This window comes from Halobacillus sp. ABH2_015 (assembly GCF_056158945.1).
The window spans coordinates 104,427-117,500 of record NZ_JBSWUG010000002.1 but is presented as its reverse complement, the minus strand read 5'-3'; the positions used below and the strand labels follow the sequence as shown (position 1 = coordinate 117,500).

The 13,074-nt window shown below is 48.6% G+C and carries 17 protein-coding genes (1 of these 17 cut by a window edge); 1 reads left to right on the top strand and 16 read right to left on the bottom strand.

What is annotated here, in order from left to right:
- A protein-coding gene (locus ACXAD6_RS00680) for a SprT family protein (RefSeq protein WP_474967200.1) crosses the window boundary here: on the bottom strand, positions 1 to 358 show its 5' portion. The gene continues 131 nt to the left of window position 1, outside the view; 358 of the gene's 489 nt are visible here — the first part of the coding sequence; it begins with the start codon at positions 356 to 358; its stop codon lies off the left edge, out of view.
- Positions 359 to 396: 38 nt separating this feature from the next.
- Between ACXAD6_RS00680 and cmpA the strand changes: the two genes are divergently transcribed.
- Positions 397 to 507 carry a cortex morphogenetic protein CmpA gene (gene cmpA, locus ACXAD6_RS00675; RefSeq protein ID WP_474967199.1) on the top strand — a complete coding sequence of 37 codons (111 nt, stop codon included), beginning with the start codon at positions 397 to 399 and terminating at the stop codon, positions 505 to 507.
- A 34-nt stretch (positions 508 to 541) separates the two neighbouring features.
- On the opposite strand, the gene ACXAD6_RS00670 is transcribed toward cmpA, so the two are convergent.
- From ACXAD6_RS00670 to acpS, 15 genes are all read right to left on the bottom strand, one after another.
- On the bottom strand, positions 542 to 2,713 hold the full coding sequence (locus ACXAD6_RS00670) for a Tex family protein (protein WP_474967198.1): 2,172 nt from the start codon (positions 2,711 to 2,713) through the stop codon (positions 542 to 544).
- 129 nt (positions 2,714 to 2,842) lie between these two features.
- The gene (locus tag ACXAD6_RS00665) at positions 2,843 to 3,418 is read right to left on the bottom strand and encodes a SpoIIE family protein phosphatase (protein WP_474967197.1); all 576 of its coding nucleotides are present in this window, start codon (positions 3,416 to 3,418) and stop codon (positions 2,843 to 2,845) included.
- Between the two features lie 20 nt (positions 3,419 to 3,438).
- The gene (gene sigB, locus ACXAD6_RS00660) at positions 3,439 to 4,218 is read right to left on the bottom strand and encodes an RNA polymerase sigma factor SigB (RefSeq protein ID WP_027956778.1); all 780 of its coding nucleotides are present in this window, start codon (positions 4,216 to 4,218) and stop codon (positions 3,439 to 3,441) included.
- Complete coding sequence (rsbW, locus tag ACXAD6_RS00655; protein WP_474970330.1) at positions 4,190 to 4,666, bottom strand: anti-sigma B factor RsbW; 477 nt, start codon at positions 4,664 to 4,666, stop codon at positions 4,190 to 4,192. Before rsbW ends, sigB begins: the two co-directional genes overlap by 29 nt.
- Before the next feature lie 2 nt (positions 4,667 to 4,668).
- Complete coding sequence (locus tag ACXAD6_RS00650; protein ID WP_474967196.1) at positions 4,669 to 4,995, bottom strand: STAS domain-containing protein; 327 nt, start codon at positions 4,993 to 4,995, stop codon at positions 4,669 to 4,671.
- Positions 4,996 to 5,057: 62 nt separating this feature from the next.
- Positions 5,058 to 6,068, bottom strand: coding sequence for a SpoIIE family protein phosphatase (locus ACXAD6_RS00645; protein ID WP_474967195.1), 1,011 nt, complete (start codon positions 6,066 to 6,068; stop codon positions 5,058 to 5,060).
- Between the two features lie 14 nt (positions 6,069 to 6,082).
- The gene (locus ACXAD6_RS00640) at positions 6,083 to 6,484 is read right to left on the bottom strand and encodes an anti-sigma regulatory factor (protein ID WP_474967194.1); all 402 of its coding nucleotides are present in this window, start codon (positions 6,482 to 6,484) and stop codon (positions 6,083 to 6,085) included.
- Positions 6,485 to 6,486: 2 nt separating this feature from the next.
- A complete protein-coding gene (locus tag ACXAD6_RS00635; protein WP_027956783.1) occupies positions 6,487 to 6,843 on the bottom strand; it encodes an STAS domain-containing protein in 357 nt (118 codons plus the stop codon).
- Positions 6,844 to 6,848: 5 nt separating this feature from the next.
- On the bottom strand, positions 6,849 to 7,718 hold the full coding sequence (locus tag ACXAD6_RS00630; protein ID WP_027956784.1) for an RsbT co-antagonist protein RsbRA: 870 nt from the start codon (positions 7,716 to 7,718) through the stop codon (positions 6,849 to 6,851).
- A 227-nt stretch (positions 7,719 to 7,945) separates the two neighbouring features.
- Positions 7,946 to 8,296 carry a type II toxin-antitoxin system PemK/MazF family toxin gene (locus ACXAD6_RS00625; RefSeq protein WP_027956785.1) on the bottom strand — a complete coding sequence of 117 codons (351 nt, stop codon included), beginning with the start codon at positions 8,294 to 8,296 and terminating at the stop codon, positions 7,946 to 7,948.
- Positions 8,297 to 8,301: 5 nt separating this feature from the next.
- Complete coding sequence (locus ACXAD6_RS00620) at positions 8,302 to 8,583, bottom strand: CopG family ribbon-helix-helix protein (protein WP_027956786.1); 282 nt, start codon at positions 8,581 to 8,583, stop codon at positions 8,302 to 8,304.
- A gap of 160 nt (positions 8,584 to 8,743) precedes the next feature.
- Entirely contained in the window at positions 8,744 to 9,901 is a 1,158-nt protein-coding gene (alr, locus tag ACXAD6_RS00615; protein ID WP_474967193.1) for an alanine racemase, read from the bottom strand.
- Positions 9,902 to 10,063: 162 nt separating this feature from the next.
- Positions 10,064 to 11,092 carry a LolA family protein gene (locus ACXAD6_RS00610; protein ID WP_474967192.1) on the bottom strand — a complete coding sequence of 343 codons (1,029 nt, stop codon included), beginning with the start codon at positions 11,090 to 11,092 and terminating at the stop codon, positions 10,064 to 10,066.
- A gap of 42 nt (positions 11,093 to 11,134) precedes the next feature.
- Positions 11,135 to 12,628, bottom strand: a complete 1,494-nt coding sequence (locus ACXAD6_RS00605; RefSeq protein ID WP_474967191.1) for an NAD(P)H-hydrate dehydratase — start codon at positions 12,626 to 12,628, stop codon at positions 11,135 to 11,137.
- 62 nt (positions 12,629 to 12,690) lie between these two features.
- Positions 12,691 to 13,056, bottom strand: a complete 366-nt coding sequence (acpS, locus tag ACXAD6_RS00600; RefSeq protein ID WP_474967190.1) for a holo-ACP synthase — start codon at positions 13,054 to 13,056, stop codon at positions 12,691 to 12,693.
- Between the last annotated feature and the right edge of the window lie 18 nt (positions 13,057 to 13,074).

Below are 13,074 nucleotides of genomic sequence, written 5' to 3'. Positions count from 1 at the left end.
GCAGCTGCGCGCAGAATCTCGGAGAGTCTGTTTTATGTAAAAGATCTTTGAATTCAGGATCACCATGTCCAAAGCCTTTCCCTTCTATATGAAGGTGATAGTGGCAGAGTTCATGTTTGATAATCCCTTCTAATTCAGCACCATCCAATTCTACAACATACTTCGGATTGATTTCAATGGTTCTTTTTGAAGGAATGTACCGCCCGCCTGTCGTTCGAAGACGAGAATTGAAGTATACATCATCCACAAATGGTTTGTCAAAATGTTTTTTGGATAATTGGTCCGTCCATGCTTCCAGCTGTTGTTGTGTCAAAGACTGCACAAGCACACCTCCCCTGTTCTGTGCATACTGTATCATACGTATTTAAAAAGAGGAACAGAAAGGAGCTGTCCGTCATGCCTTCCTGGCTGCAAGTACAGATGGAGCGTGCTTTCTTCAATAAAGATAAGTATCAGATCAAGCTGCTTAATCAGTGCTGGTACTATTATCAGCACCTCTATAAATAGAAATACCCGGAAGCCGCAGCTCCCAGGTATCCCTTTACGATTGAGGAATCATGGTCAAAGCAATCCTCTGCTTCTGGACATCCACCTTGTCCACCCATACTGTTACAACATCTCCAACAGAGACCATGTCCATCGGATGTTTGACGAATTTATCAGCCAGTTTGGATATATGGACAAGCCCGTCCTGTTTTACTCCGATATCGACGAACGCACCGAAATCAACCACGTTACGAACGGTTCCTTCCAGTTCCATTCCCTCTTCCAAATCCTCCATGGAAAGGACGTTCGTCTTGAGCAGTGGCTTAGGAAGATCGTCACGTGGGTCACGGCCCGGCTGGATCAATGCCTTTTGAATATCTGTCAGCGTCAGCGTACCAATGCCGAATTCTTCCGAAGCGGCATTCAAGTCCATCTGCTTCAGCTTTTCACCCAATTGTCCATCCCCGAGGTCCTTACTTGTAAATCCAAGATTCTGAAGCAGCTTCCTTGTCGCCTGATAACTTTCCGGGTGGATCGACGTACGGTCGAGCGGTTCTTCTCCGTCCAGTACCCGGAGAAATCCGATACTCTGTTCGAACGTTTTCGCTCCGAGCCTTGGAATGTCCTTCAATTCTCTGCGTTTCGTAAACTTCCCGAGTTCCTCCCGCTTCTTCACGATGTTATTAGCCACCGTTTTACTCAAGCCGGATACATATTGAAGCAGGGAAGCAGAGGCTGTATTCACGTTTACTCCGACTTGGTTGACGGCCGTTTCTACAACAAACGTCAGGGACTCGTTCAATTTCTTCTGGGTAACATCATGCTGATACTGCCCGACGCCGATGGATTTAGGATCGATTTTCACCAGTTCCGCGAGTGGATCCTGGATTCGGCGGGCAATCGATACCGCGCTTCTTTCTTCGACTTGAAAATCCGGGAACTCTTCCCTGGCCAGCTTGGATGCTGAATACACACTGGCTCCCGCTTCGTTCACAATCATATAGGAAGCTTTCCAACTGTGCTTCTGGATCATATCACTAATGAACTGCTCTGTTTCTCGAGAGGCGGTTCCATTTCCAATGGCGATGAGCTCCATGTTGTACTGTTCCATCAATGACAGGAGTTTCTTTTCTGCGCCTTTGGTATCTTTTTTAGGTGCGGTTGGATAAATGACTCCGATATCGAGCACTTTTCCTGTTTCATCGATAACCGCAAGCTTACAGCCCGTACGGTATGCCGGATCAACTCCAAGTACAACCTTGCCTTTAAGCGGAGGCTGTAGCAGGAGGCTTCGCAGGTTGCTCGAAAACACATCAATCGCCTGCTCCTCAGCCACTTCGGAAAGAGAATTGCGGATCTCTCTTTCCACAGAAGGTTGAATGAGTCGTTTGTAGCTGTCCTGGATCGCGTCTGTCAGGATTCCTCTGAGTTCTCCGCCTGTTCCCCGCTTCACGACTTCTTTTTCCAGATACTGCGTAATACTGTCCTCAGGCGGTTGGACAGAAACCTTGATGATCCCTTCCTTCTCCCCACGGTTCATGGCCAGCACACGGTGGGAGGCGATGGAACGGACGGGCTCCTGGTAGTCGTAGTACATCTCAAAGACACCTTTTTCATCCTTGGCCTTGTCCTTCTCTGAAGAAGCGATGGTGCCTTTCTCATGCGTCTGCTTACGAATTCTTTCCCTGAATGCTGCGTCCTCTGATATCCATTCCGCCAGAATGTCATTCACACCTGCACGCACGTCTTCAACAGCCGGCAGCTCCTGTTCTTCGGAAATGTACGTCTGCGCCTCTGCTTCAAAGCCGAAAGATTCCTGCGCCCATACTTTAAGGGCCAGAGGTTCAAGCCCCTTTTCTTTCGCCACTGTGGCACGCGTCCTCCTTTTTTGCTTGTAAGGACGGTAAAGATCCTCCACCTTTTGGAGTTTTTCTGCTTTTTCTATGTCGGCTTTCAATTCATCCGTTAGTTTCCCCTGCTCATCGATCAAGCGAACGACTTCCTCTTTACGCTCAGCAAGGTTGACGGCATAATTCCACTGATCTTCAATGGTTTTAATTTGAACTTCATCAAGACCACCGGTCATCTCCTTACGATAACGGGCGATGAACGGGACGGTGTTCCCTTCGTTCAGCAGTTGAATCACCTGCTGGATAATTCCTTCTTTCAGCTTCATCTGTCCGGCTACTGACTGAATCAGCTCCGGACTGTTTTTCCAATCACTCAAAAAAAGACCTCCTTCAATGACGTCCCTCTTATTGTAACAAAACAACGAAGCGTTTACCTCGTTGTTCCAGGATGGTTCAACGAATTAAAAAATCCTTATTCCCGGATTCACACCGAAGAATAAGGATTTTTAATGGTAAACTATCGCGATCAGCGTTGTATCATCATCGCGGTTCTGTCCGTACAGATTTTTGTACAAGGACGTAATCTCTTCCGCGTTTCGTACATGTGTGAGCTTTGAAGACAGGCGGCGGTCGTTCACTCCATCAGAGAACATCAAAAAAATCATCCCTTTCTGGATATTTCCGTGAGTAACCCGCAGTGACTTCGAATACCCGGATAAATAACCCGCCAGCGGGATATTCCGGTGGCGTGTACCGTCAGGGTCTACAGTAATGACTCCAATATTCCCGATGGAGGAATACGAATAAGTCATCGCATGGTAATCGATTTTCAAAATACCGAGCACCACCCCGCGTTTGCCGACCAGTACTTCATTGCATTTTTTTACAAGCGCCTCTACAGAAAGAGAAGGATGATCTTCTATGATTTCCATCACAGCTTTCGAAGACTCCCTGGCCATCTCTCCACTGCCGAGGCCATCAGCCAGTGCACAAAGGAACGCATCATCTGTTTCACGGTAAAAATAACTGTCGCCACAGTAATAATTTCCTTTTTTAGCTTTCTGGAAGACAGATAACTCCACCCGTTCGTTCCCCTTTTCCACTAGAACACCTCAACCGATTCCGACTGGAGAGCTTCCCTCAATTTACGCAGCGCCCGCCTTTGCAGCCGGGATACGTGCATCTGGGAAATGCCCAGCCGCTCACCTGTATCTTTCTGACTCATGTTTTCAAAATACGTGCATTGAAGAATCTCCTGTTCCCGTTCACTCAAGATCGGCAGCACCTTTTCGAGCAGCATCCGCTGATCGATATTGGAGTATCCTTCATCCTGATTCCCGATAAGATCGAGAATGGTTACAGTACTTCCATCTGAATCCGCTTCGATTTTACGGTCCACGGACAGGGCTTTGTAGCTTTTACCCATTTCCATCGTTTCCAGTACATCCTCTTCAGAGACTTCCAGGTATTCAGCAATCTCGAGGACAGACGGGGAACGCTGCTGGATATTCGTCAGCTCTTCAGCCGCTTTCTTTATCTTCGGCCCAAGTTCCTTAATCCGGCGTGGTACGTGCACACTCCATGTCTTATCCCGGATGAAGCGTTTAATCTCACCGATGATGGTCGGGATCGCGAACGATTCGAATGATTTTCCGAAATCCTTATCATACCTGCGGATCGCTGCCAGCAGGCCGAGCATTCCGACCTGAACGAGATCTTCATGGATCGTACTGTTCTTCGAATATTTACGGGCGATGGACTCTACAAGGTCCTTATAAACAAGGACCACTTTCTCCTGTACAGCCTCATCTTTTGGATTCTCCTGTAAGTAGGCAATCCATTCGTAAATTTCCTCATTGTGGTGTTGTGATCTGGTCGCCATTATGACCCACCCCGGTTTCATGGAGGTATTTCGTCATTAATACAATCACTCCATATTTACTGTTGATTTCGACTTTATCCATTAAGGCATCAATCAAAAACAGGCCAAATCCGCCTTCGCGGAGCTCTTCAATATCACCGTCCTGCTTATAAGGTCCGATGTCTTCTTTCACTTCACCAAGATTGAAGCTTCCGCCGTGATCGGCCACCATCACCTCGAGTCTGTCCTGATACACGCCGAAACCGATGGTGATTTCTCCTTCACCCGTTTCTTTATAGGCATGTTTGACGGCGTTGGTGATCGCTTCTGAAATCGCCACTTTCAAATCTTCAATATCTTCATAGGAAAAGCCCATGCGGTTGGCAATCCCGGACGTGCTCAAACGCACGACTCCGATATATTCCGCTTTTGCAGGCACCTTCACTTCAACAAAATCAAATGGTTCCATCATTACATTCCACCTTGCACTGTAGAATCGATGTTCATAATTTCAGTCAGGCCGGTAATCTTGAACAGACGGTAGACACGGTCCTGCATATGAACGAGACGGAGCGTGCTGTCATGTTCTTTCGTCGCTTTCAAGGCACTGATAAAGACACCCAGTCCTGTGGAATCCATATAATTCACGTCTTGAAGGTTCACTTCAACGACATCCTGTTCCTTCGTCAATGGAAGAAGCGTCTCTTTAAGCTGAGGTGCCGTGAATGCATCGACTTCACCGCCGAGCATCACGTGCGCCACGCCGTCATTCTTTGTTACATCTATCGATAAATTCATAAATATCCCTCCCGTGTTGCTGAAAAGTAACCTAAATAACCAATACCCGGATCGATAAAACGTTAAACATTCCTTCTGAGAATGATCAACGTGAAATCATCACGCAGGTGGAAGTCCTGCAGGCGTTCAAAGTGCTTGTACACCTGGTCGACGATGCCCTGTGCCGGCAGATGAGAATACTGCTTGATAACGTGCAGCACTTCTTCCTGCTCGATAAAACGGTCGCCCGTCCGGCATTCTGTCACACCATCGGTCAAAAGGACGATCATATCGCCTTTTTCCACCTGTTTCTCATACTGGGTGTAGGTGATTTCAGGAGATACACCGAGAACAAGGCCCGGAGCATCGATTTCTTCAAATTCGTCCTTATCCTTATGATAATAAAAGCCCGGCTCATGACCGGCAGAAGCATAAGTAAACGTATGATTGTTGTTATTATACAAGCCATAGAACATCGTAATGAACATGCTTGCATCCACATTGCGTTCCACAACCCGGTTCAAGCTGCCCAGAATGACACTTGGATCAGTCTGCATCTCAGAGAAGCTGTCCATGGAATATTTGATCATGGACATGCATAAAGCGGCCGGCACGCCTTTTCCGATGACGTCAGCCACCGCAATACCCAGGCCGCCTTTGTTGTCGTGGACAAAGTGGTGATAGTCACCGTTCATCTGTTTCGCCGGTACACTGAGCGCCCCGACGTCCAGCTCATCAATGTCCGGCTTCACCGTAGACAACAGTGTTTTCTGCATATTGGCCGCAACCGAAATTTCGGATTTCAGCTCCAGCTGCTTTTCACGCAGCGTTTGATACTCCTGATAGGCGAGACCATAGGAAATCATGGTTTCCAAAAGGAAATTCATCGATGTCTGTATATATTCCGGCATATCCGGGTATATTTCCTGTAATGATTGAATATGCACGTTAATAATTTCTTCTGGTGATATATTCTGCTGCATCGAGTATTTACTGAACTGCTCTGCCTGATACAGAGCCTGCTCATCTTTCGTAGTAATATACTCCTGCAGCAGCTCTTTGTAATTCTCCAAGTCGAGTTTCAATGTACTCATCGTTTATACCTCCTCTAACGGAGCCATTTCACAACCTTGATTTCCGTACCTTCCCCTACGTGGGAGATAATATCGAACTCGTCCATCAGCCGCTTTACACCTGGAAGTCCTGCACCAAGTCCCCCGGAAGTCGTAAAGCCGTCCTCCATGACCTGACTGATGTCCTGAATCCCAGGTCCTTCGTCCATGGCAACGATCCGGATGCCTTTTTTGTTCATATCCTCAACCGTTTCAAAACAGACTTTTCCGGTCCCTGCATATAAATAAATGTTTCTCGCTAATTCCGAGATGGCAGTGGCGATTCTTGCCTGGTCAACGGTGCCGAAGCCGATTTTTCTAGAGATGTCACGGCCCAGCTGCCTTGCTCCGACAATGTCCCACTCCTTTTGTATGTTTACACAGGATTGAAAATCCATACTCACTCCTCCAATTCCTGGCGAAGTTTAATCAATCCTTGTTCTAGATCTAATGCTGTAGGAACATCCTGCATATGAATGCCCAAATCAATCAGCGTCATGGCTACCGCAGGCTGAATTCCCGTCAGCACTACTTTTGCCCCCATCAAATCTGACATCGTCACGACATCGCCGAGTACTTTAGCAATAAACGAATCAATAATGTCGACAGAGGTCAGGTCAATGACGACACCTGTAGCTCCACTTTCATGGATTTTTTTCAACAGGTCTTCCTGGAACTGGATAGCCGTTTGATCATCAAGATCGATCTGGATGGAAATAAGCAGGTAATTATGAAGCTTTAATATAGGTATCCTCATTTGTTTCACTCCCCATCTAGCGAATCAATCAGTTTTTCAATATCCTGGTCATTGGAACGCGTGTCCTCAATCCGGCGGTTTGTCAGCTCAAGAGCTGATTGGAAGCCTTTACGAAGGGAACTCTTCGTCGGGAACTTTCCAAGGTCGATACCGAGGTTGACGATCGTCTGCGCAATTTCGGGACGGATACCGACAAGGATACAGCGTGAACCGATTAGACGGACCGCTTCTGCCGCCTGGATGATGTGATGCGCGACCATTGTATCGACAACCGGCACACCCGTGATATCGATCAGCACGACCTCTGCATTGTGTTTAATCACTCCATCAAGCAGGTTTTCCATGATCAGCTTGGCTCTTTCCGTATCAATCGTACCGATCAGAGGCATGATCGTAATGTTATCCATCACCGGTATCAGCGGTGCTGACAATTCCTGCAGAGCGACCCGCTGCAGGGATACGATGTGCTCCCAGCTGCCCGAGTACTCATTGACGAGGCGGTTGATGATCGGATCCACCCATCCATCCACCTCCCGCAGAATTTCAGAGAAATGGTCAGAATTGACCTTTTCCGACTGCTTGAGTATAAAATCGGTTACAACGCGGCGGAATACCTGCATGCCGTCCGTCAGGTAGCTCAAAGGCCAGCCTAGATTAATGAGGCGTTCAGAGAAATCATCCAGATCCGAGGACAATCCCTGTTTTTCAATGCTTGAGAAAATGACATTCACGAACTCCCGGTTCGTATTCTCAAACATTTCCTCAGAAATCGTTGATGTATAATCATTCTTTTTATGAGCGTCAACTTCCTTCAACCACATATTGACAATATCGTCACTGTGTTCCAGCACTACGTTTTTTAATCGTTCATCCATTATCGAACCCTCCGCCATTGATACCATTTCATATTTTCCAACTGCTGTTTTTGCTATCTGGGTATAATGTTAACAAAAAAGGCCGGGTAATTACACCAATCCGTTTGTAAAAAAAACATGCCAACAACAATACCCTTTGTATTTCTATTATAAACTACATTCGACAAAAAAAATAAAGCCGCCTGCATACGAGGCAACTTTATTTTAACAAAAAGAAAAAAGATAAGTTAGAAGTCGATCAAACCGAGGCTGACCTGCAGGGATTTATTCACCTGCTGCATCATCGGTTCGTCCAATTGGGTGATCTTGTCGGTCAAACGCTGCTTGTCAATCGTTCTGATTTGCTCCAATAGGATCACAGAATTTCGCTCGAACCCATATTTTTCTGCATTGATTTCAACGTGAGTAGGAAGTTTGGCTTTTTGTATTTGCGCTGTAATCGCAGCAATAATTACGGTCGGGCTGAAGCGATTACCAATGTCATTCTGAAGGATGAGTACAGGACGAACGCCGCCTTGTTCGGATCCCACAACCGGGGACAAATCAGCGAAATAAACGTCACCTCGTTTGACTATCACAGGCTTCACACCCCGCTCACTAATTGCTCCAGGGTGTGTTCGGCCTCCTCTTCAGCTTGAAACGCTTCTGAAGCGATGTTTAAATTAATTTTCGCCATTTCCATATAACCTCTTCGCATCGATTCCCGAATATGACGTTGTTTTTTCTCACGCAAATACATTTTAGTAGCTTGACACATGAAATCGCTCCGATCACTGTTATCGAGTTGAATGAAGCCATCCACTTCATTGAGTAGGTTATCCGGAATCCGGATGACAATCTCCTGCATGCTGTCGGACAAAACCATACACCTCCACCATCTTCTCTCAAAAGAAACCAGTCAAATAGTCCACTCTAATCTTATCAAACGGGAGTGTCCATTGCAAAGGCGTGTTGGAATTTTTTTGTGTTTTGTGCAGCTTTCTATCCTTACATCGGGAGATTTGTCTTGCACCTGTTCCTTCCTGTCACAACGTATTTCTTACTTCGATGGTCTTCCCGTCCTTCCGGTATACACGGGGGACCCTGCGGCTGATGATGCAGGGAATTTCGTAATTGATGGTATCCAGATAGTCAGCCACCTCATCTGTCGTTACTTCGCCATTCCCCTGTTTACCAATTAAGGTAACCTTTGTCCCTATAGGATATTCCTGATCCAGCCGAATCATGAATTGATCCATGCAGATTCTTCCGACAATCGGATGACGTTTCCCGTCGACAAGGACTTCCATGCCCTGCAGCCGGCGGATCCAGCCATCGGCATAACCCAATGGAACGGTTCCGATCCATTCCTCTTTTTCTGTTGTATACGTCGCTCCGTAGCTGATCGATTCCCCCGGTCCCACCTGCTTCACGTGAACCAGACAGCTGGTCAGGGAAAAGGCAGGCGTCAATTCTATCGGGCGTTCCTCTTTCACATCTGCGGATGGATAAAGTCCGTACATGCTGATCCCGAAACGGACAAAGTGGTCCATCCGCTCTGGAAAACGCATGCTTGTCGCACTGTTACTCGTATGTATTTCGACATCTTCCGGCCAAACCCTCTTAAAATGGTCCATCAATCGCTGAAATTCGTCCGCCTGCCGCTGATAATAGCTCGTATCCTCATCATCTGCCGTGGCAAAATGGGTGAAGATTCCTTTCAGCCGGAACATATCTTCTGCTTTAACGGCTTCAAGGACGGCGTCCATTTCTTCCGTGTCACGGACTCCGATCCTTCCCATACCTGTATCGAGCTTCAAATGAATCGACAGCGGCTTCGGGCATGCGTCCGTCTGCACGTGATGCAGCCATTCCTTCTGGAAAACCGTGACGGTAATGTCGTTCGCTGCCGCCAGCGGAGCGTCTTCCGGACGCGTCCATCCCATTACGAGAAGGGGAGCCTCAATGCCCGCGTCCCGAAGTTTGAGCGCTTCATCCATAATCGCAACCGCCAGTCCACCTGCTCCCGCACGCAGGGCCTCGGCAGCGACCTGTACGTCGCCGTGCCCGTAAGCGTCCGCTTTGACGACCGCGTAGATCCCCGTCCCAGGGTGAAGCCTCTGTCTCAACTGCTGAATGTTTGCTTCAATGGCGGATAAATCAATTTCTGCTATCGAATCTCTGTAGTATCTATCCTGCTGCACCTTGCCCGCTCCTCTCCTTTAACTATCCTATTATTATTGAGCGGAACATTCCCCCCTGTCAAATGGACACCTCCTTTCCCATACCAAACATCCGCAGAGCGCTTTCTGCGGATGTGTAAGAAAGAAAATAAAAGCAGACGAGGACGCCTGCTCCACTTTCAACTATTTCACCATAGCCCCATGGTTGATCGAACTGGCAACGGAGACCATTTCTTCCTGGGTCAGCTCATTACTTGCAAGCTGGTAGGTCGTTCCGTTATGACTCCACTCCAGACGGTTGTGCTCTAGCGCAGCAATGACACCGTCATCCAGCTGCACCGGATCTCCGTTCACGTGGACAGAATACCCGGCACTGGCCGGCTGCACTTCTGCCTTTTCCTGAACGAGTGTGAAGTTTTTCTCTCCGGCATATGTCATGATCATGCGTTTGCCGTCATCTGTCTTTACTTCGCGTTCTTCCGCAAGCTCTGCACCGAAGGTTTCCTGTGGGTAAAGCACTTCCTCAAGCTCTTCCTCCGCCCCATCCATATTCGCTACTGGAGCCTCAGCCGGAGACATCGCCATATTCTTGTCTACATCGAAGTCTTCTTTTTTCAGCGAGTCATCTTTTGTGAAATTCGCAAAAGAGACCTCCACGAGCGCATTCATATCCTGATCGAAAACTTTGACCATAACCGGCTGGTAGGATTTTTTATCGAAATAAATTTCCTGATAAGGGAGTGTTTTGTTGTTTTGATAGTTGGTTTTCGTCTTGAATTTAAAATAGTTTTCGGTTGCGGTGAATTCGGCTTCCGGGTCGGCCTTGATATCATTTAAAAGAGAAGCGAATAAATAGGGCTGACTTGTATTCTGCGGCCAGTCACTCTGGAATTTGAAACTCTTATTCAAAGCCGGAGTGAGGACATAGACGCCGGTATCGTTTTTCAGAATGACCTGACTTCCCTTTTCGTCCTGATCATTCTGAAGTTTCACGCGGTAGTAATCATCTTTCTTGTGCCATACTTGAATATGGTACTTCTGCTCTTCCTTGCCTGTGCGCATCTTCATGTTTGCTTCCGTTTTATAACCCGCCATCTCTTCTGTCTGCTTCTCAAGCTTCTTGACTACGTCCTCTTTTGACTGGGAGCCGCACGCGGTCAGAGCCCCCAGGATGAACAGGCTGAATAAAAGGATCAGAAAACGTCTTTGCATCAGACTCCACTCCTTTGTCTCTACTTATGGACAAAGGGAACGTTAAGTTATGGATGAAGAGAGTGTACGAAAGGTTCCGGGCAGGCCTTCTATTACATCGGTGGCCAGCAGATCCACTTTCGACCGTCCCTGCTGCACGAGCTGATCGGCGGTATGGCCGTGCAGGACACAGCCGCTGCTGAGTCCGTCCAACATGGATTGTGACTGCATCAGCATCGCCAGCAGGATGCCGGCCAGGGCGTCCCCACTTCCACCCTTGGCAAGGCCCGCATTCCCCGTGGTATCGACACGCTGCCGGCCGTCAGGGGCGGTAATGATCGTTGCCGGCCCTTTCAAGACGAGGTAAACCCCATGCCGGCGCGCGAAAGCTTCAGCCAGGGAGAACGGAGAAAGCAGCACGTCCTTGATCGATCGCCCGGTCAGATGAGCAAACTCTCCCGGATGTGGAGTGAGGATGGTCGGTTCCTGCCTCTTTTCCACTTCCCCAAGAAAGTCTTTCAGCACATACAACCCGTCCGCATCAATCAGCAGCGGCCCTTTAGTATGAGTGACCACACGACGGATCAACGCCTGGGCCTCTGCTCCCCTGCCGATGCCCATACCGGCCGCTACACCATCATAGGTGGAGAGGTCCATTGTCTCCCTTTCCACAAAAGTGGCCTCCTGGACATAAGGGGATATGGACGGAACCGCTCCTTCCTCCGTGGCGATGGCGATCAGCCCGGCCCCACTTCTAAGGGCCGCCCGCGACGTCATCGCTGCAGACCCAGGCATCAACATAGACCCTCCGATGACCAGACCTCTGCCGTGGGAACCTTTATGCGAATGATCATCACGGGAAGGGAGCGTCCGTTTCACATCCTCCACCGTCCACATGCTCCGGCGCACGGCAGGAGCAGCCTGTGGCGGAATACCGATTTCAACGACGGACCACTGCCCGTACCAGGGCTGTGTATGCTGGAGAAACGCACTCAGTTTCGGAGCTTCAATCACCGAGGTGTAATCAGCTTTGTATGCTGTGAATTCCTCTACTCCTTCATCCGCAGGAACGCCGGTTGGGAGGTCGACGGCAAGACGAAGTAGAGAAGCTTCGTTACAGTGCTGGACGATTTGTTTATAAGGGTCACGCAGATCACCCTGGACGCCGATGCCGAGCATGGCATCAATGGAAACATCCGCACGCAGCAGGTATCCTTCCGCGTCTTCCACATCCGTCCATTTTTTCACTGTGTGACCGGAAGCTTGGAAGATCTGCTTGTGCACGGCGGCGTCTCCCTTAATTTTTTCGTCCGGAACGACCTGCACAGCCTCAGCCGTGTACCCAAGGTTCAAAAGGGTACGCGCAATCACAAATCCGTCTCCGCCATTGCTTCCCGCACCGATCCATACGATGATGCGGTCCGATCTCTGAATGTGTTTAACCAGATCATAGGCGGCCGCACGTCCGGCATTCTCCATGAGCATGGATCCTGCCAGTCCGGCTTCCGCTGCAGCCTGATCCCGTTCGTACATCTCTTGTGCGGTTACAATATCCAACTCGTTCCCTCCTACCCGCATTACATGTTATGAGACAAGCGGTTCAATTATGTCTTGCCTGTCTATTCCCGGCCGCTCTCTTCCAAAACCACCTGGGCGACCGCATGAGTCCGGCTGTGGGTGATCGATACCCAGATGTGGAAGGATTCAAAGCCCTTGACGGTCATCTGCGGGGCGCCTTTTTCCGATGGCAGGATTTCCATATCTTGAAAACCGAGAGCTCCGATGCCGGTCCCAGCCGCCTTTGAGAAGGCTTCTTTGGCAGCGAAGCGCCCGGCGGCAAACTCCGCCTGACGCTGTTCTTTAAGGTTATGACAGCGCTGATATTCATTTTCCGTTAATATTCTTTGAACAAAGCGCGGCTGACGCTTTATACTTTGTTTAATACGATCGATTTCAACCATATCGATTCCGATTCCTCTGATCACACAGCATCTCCCTTTTCC

Excerpts from the sequence above, each read along its gene's own strand:
- ACXAD6_RS00635 (WP_027956783.1), bottom strand. The coding sequence starts at position 6,843 with ATGAGGATACCTATATTAAAGCTTCATAATTACCTGCTTATTTCCATC.
- rsbW (WP_474970330.1), bottom strand. The coding sequence starts at position 4,666 with ATGGAACCATTTGATTTTGTTGAAGTGAAGGTGCCTGCAAAAGCGGAA.
- ACXAD6_RS00640 (WP_474967194.1), bottom strand. The coding sequence starts at position 6,484 with ATGGATTTTCAATCCTGTGTAAACATACAAAAGGAGTGGGACATTGTC.
- ACXAD6_RS00645 (WP_474967195.1), bottom strand. The coding sequence starts at position 6,068 with ATGAGTACATTGAAACTCGACTTGGAGAATTACAAAGAGCTGCTGCAG.
- ACXAD6_RS00610 (WP_474967192.1), bottom strand. The coding sequence starts at position 11,092 with ATGCAAAGACGTTTTCTGATCCTTTTATTCAGCCTGTTCATCCTGGGG.
- ACXAD6_RS00620 (WP_027956786.1), bottom strand. The coding sequence starts at position 8,583 with ATGGTTTTGTCCGACAGCATGCAGGAGATTGTCATCCGGATTCCGGAT.
- ACXAD6_RS00630 (WP_027956784.1), bottom strand. The coding sequence starts at position 7,718 with ATGGATGAACGATTAAAAAACGTAGTGCTGGAACACAGTGACGATATT.
- sigB (WP_027956778.1), bottom strand. The coding sequence starts at position 4,218 with ATGGCGACCAGATCACAACACCACAATGAGGAAATTTACGAATGGATT.
- ACXAD6_RS00650 (WP_474967196.1), bottom strand. The coding sequence starts at position 4,995 with ATGAATTTATCGATAGATGTAACAAAGAATGACGGCGTGGCGCACGTG.
- cmpA (WP_474967199.1), top strand. The coding sequence starts at position 397 with ATGCCTTCCTGGCTGCAAGTACAGATGGAGCGTGCTTTCTTCAATAAA.